This is a genomic window from Solihabitans fulvus, assembly GCF_008386585.1.
Taxonomy (GTDB): Bacteria; Actinomycetota; Actinomycetes; order Mycobacteriales; family Pseudonocardiaceae; genus Solihabitans; species Solihabitans fulvus.
This window is the reverse complement of record NZ_VUOB01000150.1, coordinates 1-8,275: the sequence shown is the minus strand read 5'-3', so window position 1 is coordinate 8,275 and position 8,275 is coordinate 1. Positions and strand designations below refer to the sequence as shown.

4 protein-coding genes are annotated in these 8,275 nt (G+C 71.2%); 1 reads left to right on the top strand and 3 read right to left on the bottom strand.

Translation table 11 applies throughout. From position 1 onward, the window contains the following. Positions 1 to 323 precede the first annotated feature (323 nt). From F0L68_RS40895 to glnA, 3 genes are all read right to left on the bottom strand, one after another. Entirely contained in the window at positions 324 to 4,199 is a 3,876-nt protein-coding gene (locus F0L68_RS40895; RefSeq protein ID WP_149855298.1) for a glycosyltransferase, read from the bottom strand. A 27-nt stretch (positions 4,200 to 4,226) separates the two neighbouring features. Beyond that, the gene (locus F0L68_RS40890) at positions 4,227 to 5,801 is read right to left on the bottom strand and encodes an amidase (RefSeq protein ID WP_223199604.1); all 1,575 of its coding nucleotides are present in this window, start codon (positions 5,799 to 5,801) and stop codon (positions 4,227 to 4,229) included. 252 nt (positions 5,802 to 6,053) lie between these two features. Continuing rightward, a complete protein-coding gene (glnA, locus tag F0L68_RS40885; RefSeq protein WP_149855297.1) occupies positions 6,054 to 7,397 on the bottom strand; it encodes a type I glutamate--ammonia ligase in 1,344 nt (447 codons plus the stop codon). Positions 7,398 to 7,493: 96 nt separating this feature from the next. Here glnA and F0L68_RS40880 point away from each other — a divergent pair, with 96 nt between their 5' ends. After that, complete coding sequence (locus tag F0L68_RS40880; protein ID WP_149855296.1) at positions 7,494 to 8,198, top strand: LppX_LprAFG lipoprotein; 705 nt, start codon at positions 7,494 to 7,496, stop codon at positions 8,196 to 8,198. The last annotated feature ends 77 nt before the right edge of the window (positions 8,199 to 8,275 follow it).

The window sequence follows — 8,275 nt, the reverse complement described above, 5'->3', positions numbered from 1 at the left end:
CTCCGATTCGCATTCAGTTTTTATTCTCCGGAACCGTATCCGAACCGCTTTCCCGGTGTCAAATCGGCTCTTTCGAGTCGACCCGGCGGGAATCGCCGTTCATTTTCAGTTCTGGTAAGTCGTTTCGACTCAGCAGCCCAGCATCAATGTCACTCGCTAGAGTGTTGAAGCGGGTTTCTTCGTCAAGTACGTCGCAGTAACTTACCCGGTTCGCTTCGCGATGTCAACTCGCTCGACCCGGTAGCCAACCCGCCAGGCCAGTGGCCTGCCGTGTCCGGCGCTCGTTGCGACTTGGAGAAAGTTACGCAGGCGGTCGAGAGAAGTCAAATCGCCTGGTCAGCGGGCTGTCGGAGCGGAGAGGAGACCGAAGGGGACGGCATCGAGCCCACCTTCGTCTTCGGTCGTAGCCACAGCGTCACCGAGCGACTGGCGCCCAACGCCTCGACGACCTCCTCCGGCGTGGACGGATTCACCGCGCCGAGAAGGAGTAGTTCGTAGCCCCACATTCGGAACTCGCGCAGCACCGTGACCGGATCGTCGCCGAAACCGACGGTCGCCGTCGCAGAGAACTCCAGGAACACGTGCGGGCGATCGCGGCGCAGCAGCCGGACGAGGCCAGCCAGCGCGCGGTGCCCGCGGCCAGGCGCGTCGACCCGAACAACCGAAAGACGCATTCCCTGGAGCGCCGGCACGTCCTCGAGCTCCCGGTCCAGCCGGTTTCCCCGCACGGTCGGCGTCGCGTCGGCGACCAGCTCGGCCGACAGCTCCAGCGTGCCGTCCTGGTCGGACTCGCCTGCCCCCGTCGGGCCCGGCGCGACCTCGGCCAACGACTCCGGTCGGGCCGACACGGTGACGCCGCCCGACAGCGCGGGCTCCGCGACCAGCTCGGCCTGGCTGTCCCACGCGGCCGCGTCCACCACGACGAGTCGGTCGGCGATCCTGGCCGGCACATTCACGTCCACGTTGTGCCGCAACAACTTCCGCGCGCTCTCGCAGGGCTCGACCGCGACCACCGCACCGCTCGTGCCGAGCCGGCTGAGCACCCGGATCGTGTGATAGCCGATGTACGCGCCGACGTCGAGGAAGATCCCGTCCGGCTCGACCAGCGAGTCGATCAGCTCGGAGAGCTTGGTCTCCCACACCCCGTTGCTCGACAACAGCGGCAACATCAGCGCGTCCTCGGCCGGCAGCCGGAGCAGCCCCGCGTCGCACAGCACCAGGGAGCTGCGCACGCCGTCGACCGGATCGCTGTGCCGTTCGTGCTCCCGCACCACCACCCGCCGTAGCGCGTCGGTGGTCTGCAACGCCTGGGTCGCCGCCCGCACACCCGCGTCCAGCCGGCTGTCCCGCTCGCGCAGCACGTCGACGACCCGCGACTCCAGCGAGTCGATCCGGTCGAGCGTGCGGTCCAGCGCCATGGTCAGCCGGTCGATGCGCTGCGCCATGACGTCCAACTGCTTGTTGCGCTTGGCCGCCTCGGCGACGACGGCGTCCTCGGCCTCGCGCAGCCGCCTGCCCTGGCCCGCCATGTCGGCGCGCACCCGCACCACGGCGTCGTCCGCGCCCACCAGTTGGTCACCGAGCTGGCTCTGCTGGTCGACCAGCTGCTCCAGCTCGGCGCGCAGCACGTCCAGCTCGCCGAGACCGCCGCCGTCGCGGATCTCGTCCTGCCGGCGGACGAGCTCGGTCGCGGTCCGTTCCACGCCGTCGACCAGGCTGTTCAGCACGTCGCGAATGTGGTTGTCGTAGTGGTCGAGCACCCTGAGCACGACCTTGCGGAGCGCGGGCGCCCCCGGCGTGCGGCTGGCCACGTCGACGTCGGGCTGCCGCAGCAGCGCGTGCTTCGCCGCGCGCAGCGGGCGAAGCGGGTCGACGTCCCTGGCCGGCTTGGTCGCCGCGCGCCGCGCGCGCCAGCTGCGATAGGCGTGCTCGACGCGTTCGCGGAGCTGGTCGCCCGCGCGGCTGACCGCGCGGACCCGCAGCACGTGCGCCCTGCCGGCCGCGCCGATCGCGGCCGCGGTGCCGGGGTCGTCGGCGAGACCGCGCAGCAGCTGGGCTGCGGCCTGGATGTCCGGTTCGGCGCCACCCTCGTTGCAGGGCACCAGGATCGCGCTGTCCCCGTCGAACACCTCGGCGACCGCGCCGTGCGCGCTGGTCAGCACCGGAACACCACGCGCGGCGGCTTCGGCGAGCGTGACCGCGATCCGGTCGCAGGAGCCGCACCGGTGCAGCGACACCGCGCAGTCGGCGGTGTCCAGCACCGCGTGCCGCACCTCGTCGGAGGTGTCCTCGAACAGCCTGACCCTCGGGTCGGCCGAGGTCGCCAGGCGCAGCCGCTCGGCGGCCTCCGGCTGGGCCGAGGCACCGGTCACCGAGACAAGGAGGCGGACGTCCTGTCGCTCCGGGAAGGCCGCCAGGAACGCGGATACCGCGCCGAGGGTGTTGCCGGCACGTTCGGCGGAATGGTCCGCGGCGCAGGCGAACACGACCGCGTCCGACGGCACGTCGAGAAGCTCCCGCGCCTCGGCCATCGCCTCGGCGTCGCGTTCGCCCCGGTCGACCACCGGCAGGTGCAGCACGCGGACGGGCGGTCCGCCCGCGCGTTCGAGCAGGGTCCTGGTGCCGTCGGAGGCGACCCACAGCTCCTGCGCGCCGGGCACCTCGTCGGCCGAGATGAGGTCGAGGCCGACGCCGACCAGGTAGCGATCGGCTGGCACGGGTGGCTGGGCGCCTGGCTCGGCGCAGCGCAGCACCACCGGGTAACCGGGCTCAGTGGAGATGGGCAGGCCGGAGGCGCGGGCGGCGGCCAGCACCAGGGCCGCGACCGGGCCGCTGCCGAGAACGGACAGGCCAAGCTGGGGCAGCAGGTCGGGGTCGCTCGCCACGGGACCAGGCACCGCGTCGACCGGCAGCCTGCCTGCGGCCACGCCGACCCCGGCGCACCACTCGCGGAACGCGGTTCCGTTGGCACCGAAGGGATCCGGGAACTGGCGGCGCAGCCAGGGATCGTCGCGCCACACGGCGGCGGACCATCTGGTGCTGGCCGGCTGGTCGGGAAGTGGCTCGCAGGCCCAGGCGAGGAACGCTGCGTCTCGGTCGTCCGCGAAGGCTGCGGGGGGCGGGCGGTCGCCGGCGCGCGCGGCGGCGAGACAGGCGTCCCGGTAGTCCGCGCGCAGGCCGTCCGGCAGCGCGGTGCCGTCGGTGAGCTGGCCGAAGCGGTACTCGGTCGGCTGGTTGGTGTGGCCAGCCCTGACCAGGTCCGCGCGGTAGCCGGTGCACAGGTCGGCGACGAGCGGGTGTTCGGAGAGCAGCGTCCTCGGGCGGTCCGCGAAGTCGGCGGACAGCAGCCACGGCCGCTGCGGATCGAAGCCGGCGAAGTGCACGGTCAGCAGCGGCTCGCCCAGCGTGGTGAGCCGGCCGTCGGCGTCGCGGTGCAGCTGGCGCTGGCCGGCGTTCCAGACGGACAGGCCGACGCGCGCGTCCCGCAGGACCTTGTGGTCGGTCAGCGCGGGGGCGCTGTCGAGGAAGCCCGCCGCGGTCTCCGGGTTGCGCGCGGCCTCGTCCGTCCAGGAGGACAGGAACGGCGCGGCGGTGGGGCCGACGACGATGAAGCCGGGGTCGTAGAGGCCGACGTCGACCAGGTCCTCCTGGCCGGGGCGCAGGCCGTCGTCCGGCAGCGGACGCAGCACGCGGGGCAGCAGCACTAGCGGGCTGCGCCGGGTCGCCCCTACCACCTGATCGGTGACCGGGCCTAGGACCTGTACCCACGGGTCTAGGCAGAGCACGGGGAGGCCGTCGGCCAGCAGGTGGGTCAGCAGCCTCGGCCGCAGCACCGCGCGCAGCTGCTCTGCGGTGCAGCCTGTGGCGAACCCGGCCAGCTCGGCCTCGCTGACGCCGATGTCTAGCGGGGTGAGCAGGTCTGTGTCCTTCGGGTCTGTGTCACCCGGTTTCGCGTCGCCCGGCTCTGCGGCACCCGGCGCGTCGGCGATCAGCGCGTCACCAGGGAGCGCGTCGATGATCAGCGCGTCGAACCGTGCACCGGGGTGGTTGGCCAGGAAGGAGCTGCTGAGCACGCGCACGGCGGGCAGTTCGGCGCGCGTCGCGACCGTGCAGGCGCGGAACAGCGGTTGGCTGTCGGCTTCCAGCACGGTCGTCGGGCGCGCGTCGCACTGGTCACCGGAGGCGGGGACATCGGTCACGATGACAGAACCTAACTGTCCGGGCGCTCACTGTGGACTACCCGCACGGGTTGTTCCTGTGGACGGGGTCGGCGGCGGCAGCGTCGGCAGATACGTCGGGGGCCTGCGCACCGCGCTGGCCTGCTCGAACGCCGACGCGAAGGCCAGCACCCGCGCATCGGCCCATCGACCGGCCATGAACGACACGCCGACGGGCAACGGGCCGACATACCCGGCCGGTACTGAAATGTCCGGGTAGCCGGCCACGGCGGCCGGGGTGGAGGCCGGCACGCTGTCGACGTCCCCGGTGGCGCAGTCGGAGCGCCAGGCAGGCGGGTTGGTCGCCGCGACGATCGCGTCGAGTCGGTGCGCGGCAAGCACTTCGTCGATGGAGCGCCTGGCGAGGTCGGACAGTTCGGCGCGACCCGCCAGGTAGCCGGAGTCGGTCGGGCCTGGCGCGACCAGTGCCTGGTCGAACAGCTCCTGGCCGGGGAAGCAGGTCTGTTCGGCCGGGTCGGCGTTGTTGTGCGCGATCAGCCCGGCCAGGTCGGTCGGCACGCCGGTCCTGGTGCTCAGGTAGTGATCGATGTCGCGGTGGAACTCGGTGAGCAGCGCGGGAAGTTCGAGCTGGCCGATGCGATCCTGGTAGGGCAGGTCCACCTCGACGACGGTGGCGCCGCGCGCCCGCAGCGTCGCGGCGGTCGCGGTCATCAGGGCGTCCACGTCCTTGCCGAGCACGGGCAGCCGCCAGAGGCCGATCCTGGCTCCGCGCAGCGCGTCCCGGTGCAGGGCGGCGGCGTAGTCGGTGGTCTGGTCGGCGGGGTACGCGGCGGTCGCCGGGTCGGCGGGGTCGCGACCCTGGAGCACGGACAACGTGATCGCGACGTCGATCACGTGCCGGCCGATCGGGCCCGCGGTGTCCTGCTCGGCGGAGATGGGCACGACGCCGGTGCGGCTGACCAGGCCGAGGCTCGGCTTGTGGCCGACGACGCCGGTCTGGCCTGACGGGCAGACGATGGACCCGTCGGTCTCGGTGCCGATGGCGACCTGGGCGAGGGCGGCCGCGACGCCGGCGGCGGAGCCGGAGGACGACCCGCACGGGTTGCGGTCGAGCACGTAGGGATTGTTGGTCTGGCCGCCGACGGCGGACCAGCCGGAGACGGACTTGGTCGAGCGGAAGTTGGCCCACTCGCTGAGGTTCGCCTTGCCGAGTAGGACTGCGCCTGCCGCGCGGAGCCGGCGGACCAGGGTGGCGTCGCGCGCGGGCGGGTCGCCGAGCAGCGCGCGGGAGCCAGCGGTGGTCTGTAGCCGGGCGGTGTCGACGTTGTCCTTGAGCAGCACCGGGATGCCGTCCAGCGGGCCACGGGTGTGGCCGGCTTTACGGCGTTGGTCGCTGGCCTTGGCCTGGGCGGCTGCGGTGGGGTCCAGCGCGATCACGGCGTGCAGTTTGGGGTCGATGCGGTCGATGCGGTGCAGGTAGGCGGCCGTCAGGTGGGCGGCGGTGAGGTTGCCTTCGGCCATTCGGCGTTGCAGGTCTGGGATGGTGGCTTGGTCCAGGGTTAGGCCGGAGCCTAGGTCTTGATCTTGGTCTTGGGCGGCGCTGGCGTTGGCGTTGGAGGGCAGGGCGCCTCCCTGGGCGGTGGTGGTGGATGGGGTTGCTAGGGCGGATGGGGTTGCGAGGGTTACGGCGGAGGTGAGCAGGACGGCGGTTAACGCGAGTCGGCGCACGCGGCCAGCCCACTCCCCGTGGGCTGGCGGGTCAACCCGCTGTTGGTAGGCGTTATGGGGGCTGTTTGATGGGTACGACGCTCTGGCCGTTTGATGGGTGAAGACGGGGGCGTGGGGTGCGGGGCGCGTGCGCCGTGGGGCGTGGGGTTACAGGACTGGGAGGAGGTTGCGGAGTTCGTAGGGGGTGACGCTGCGGCGGTAGCCGTCCCATTCTCGTTGCTTGTTTCGCAGGAAGAAGTCGAAGACGTGTTCGCCAAGGGCCTCGGCCAGGAGTTCCGAGTTCTCCATCTCGGCCAGGGCCTCGCCCAGGTTCTGCGGGAGGTGGGCGTAGCCGGCGGCACGCCGCTCCTGGTCGGTCAGGGACCACACGTCGTCCTCGGCGGCCGGGGGCAGCTCGTAGCCCTCCTGGACGCCCTTGAGGCCCGCGGCCAGTATCACCGAGTAGGCCAGGTAGGGGTTGCAGGCCGAGTCGAGGCTGCGGATCTCCACCCGGCGGGACGAGGCCTTGCCCGGCGAGTACATGGGGACGCGGACCAGCGCGGAGCGGTTGGCGTGGCCCCAGCACACGGCGGTGGGGGCCTCGCCGCCGACGATGAGGCGCTTGTAGGAGTTGACCCACTGGTTGGTGATCGCGGAGATCTCCCTGGCGTGCTTGAGCAGGCCGGCGACGAACGCCTTGCCGGTCGCGGACAGCTCGTAGGGGTCCTCCGCGTCGTAGAAGGCGTTGCGGTCGCCCTCGAACAGGCTGACGTGGGTGTGCATCGCCGAACCCGGCTGGTCGGTGAACGGCTTGGGCATGAAGGACGCGCGCACGCCCTGGGTGATCGCGACCTCCTTGACCACGTACCGGAAGGTCATCACGTTGTCGGCCATGGTGAGCGCGTCGGCGTAGCGGAGGTCGATCTCCTGCTGGCCGGGCGCCGCCTCGTGGTGGCTGAACTCCACCGAGATGCCCATCGCCTCAAGGGCCTCGATGGCCAGGCGGCGGAAGTGCGTCGCGGTCTCGTGGCTGGCCTGGTCGAAGTAGCCGCCGATGTCCGCGGGCTCGGGCTCGCGTCCGTCCGCCGGCAGGTCGCGGAGCAGGAAGAACTCCATCTCCGGATGCACGTAGCAGGTGAACCCGGCCTCGCTGGCCTTGGACAGCACGCGGCGCAGCACGTGCCTCGGGTCGGCCCAGGACGGCGAGCCGTCCGGCATGGCGATGTCGCAGAACATCCTGGCCGAGTAGTGGTCGCCGGACGGCGTCTGCCACGGCAGCACCTGGAAGGTGGCCGGGTCGGGCTTGGCGACCATGTCCGACTCGTAGACCCGCGAGTAGCCCTCGATCGCCGAGCCGTCGAAACCGATGCCTTCCGAGAAGGCGCCCTCGAGCTCGGCCGGCGCGACGGCAACGGACTTGAGGAAGCCGAGCACGTCGGTGAACCACAGCCGGACGAACCGGATGTCGCGTTCCTCGAGCGTACGCAGCACGAACTCCTGCTGGCGATCCATAGCGCGCAGCCTAAGTAGTCCGCGTTAACAGCATGTTGCACGGCGCGCCGCGATCGGCCGACGGACTCTCAGGGAGGAGGGTGGATACTCGCGGGCATGTCGACCCGTCGTGCCTTGCTCGGATCCCTCGCCGTCGCCGCCGCACTGGTCACGGGCTGTCAGCCGTCGGCCTCCGGGCCGTCCGGCAACACCAACTCGCTGCCGGACGGCGCCCAGCTGCTGACGAAGTCGGCCGCGACGATGCGCACGGTGGACACCGCGCACTTCACCATCAAGGTGGACGGCGAGCTGCCCGGCATCTCCGTGCAGAACGCCGAGGGCGACCTGACCCGCGCCGGCACCGCCAAGGGCAGCGGGAAGATCCGCGAGCTCGGCCAGCTGGTCCAGGTCGACTTCGTGCTGACCGCCGACAGTCTCTATCTGAAGGGGCCAACCGGTGGCTTCCAGCAGCTGCCCGCCTCGCTGACCAGCACGATCTACGACCCTTCCGCGATTCTCAACCCGGACAAGGGCGTCGCGAAGGTGCTGGGCAGCGTGCAGGGCGGCAAGACCGAGAGCGTCGACACGGTCGGCGGCGTCGAGGTCTATGTGGTGTCGGGCAAGGTGCCGAGGGACGTGGTGTCCGGGCTCGTGCCGGGGATCACCACGGATGTGACGGGCAAGCTGTCGGTGACCAAGGACGACAAGGCGCAATTGCTGCGGGCGCACTTCGACGTGCCTGGCAAGGACGGTAAGAGCAGCGGCGTCGATGTGAACCTATCCGATCTGAACAAGCCGGTCACGATCAACGCGCCGTCGTGACCTCGGCCGGTCTTGGAGCCGACGTGGTGCTGCCCGCTAGTGCGGTGTCCGGGAACGTTGTCGGTGGCCTTCCGGGA